This window comes from Helicobacter cholecystus (assembly GCF_003364215.1).
Lineage (GTDB): Bacteria > Campylobacterota > Campylobacteria > Campylobacterales > Helicobacteraceae > Helicobacter_G > Helicobacter_G cholecystus.
Genome location: NZ_NXLU01000040.1, coordinates 1 through 317, shown reverse-complemented (window position 1 = coordinate 317; position 317 = coordinate 1). Strand labels below are relative to the sequence as shown.

The 317-nt window shown below is 42.3% G+C and carries 1 protein-coding gene; it reads right to left on the bottom strand.

Features of this window, described 5'->3' with window-relative positions; all coding sequences use genetic code 11:
- On the bottom strand, positions 1-202 hold a 202-nt coding region (locus CQA62_RS06840; RefSeq protein ID WP_147288256.1), incomplete at its 3' end, for a hypothetical protein.
- Positions 203-317: the final 115 nt, after the last annotated feature.

Below are 317 nucleotides of genomic sequence, written 5' to 3'. Positions count from 1 at the left end.
CCCATTTTCCTTCTTTATCAAAACTTAACGCTCTCCTCCTTATCTCAGCATTCTCCCTCTCCCCTCTCCCTTCCCACTCTCCTAAATATGCCCTAGCATCCTCACTTGCACTCTGAGCAACTTCATTTAAGAGAAGAGAGGGGATACTTGGAAGTACAAAGAGAGAAGAGAAGTAAGGGAGGAGAAAGAAAAGATTAGGCATTAGGATTCTTTGGGGGAGGGGATTTGGAAATATTGAAAGGAGATTTTTTGCCATATTGATATTCCCATAAAAGTTGTGCTACAGAGTGCAGGTCGTTATTGATTGCTGCTGCTAA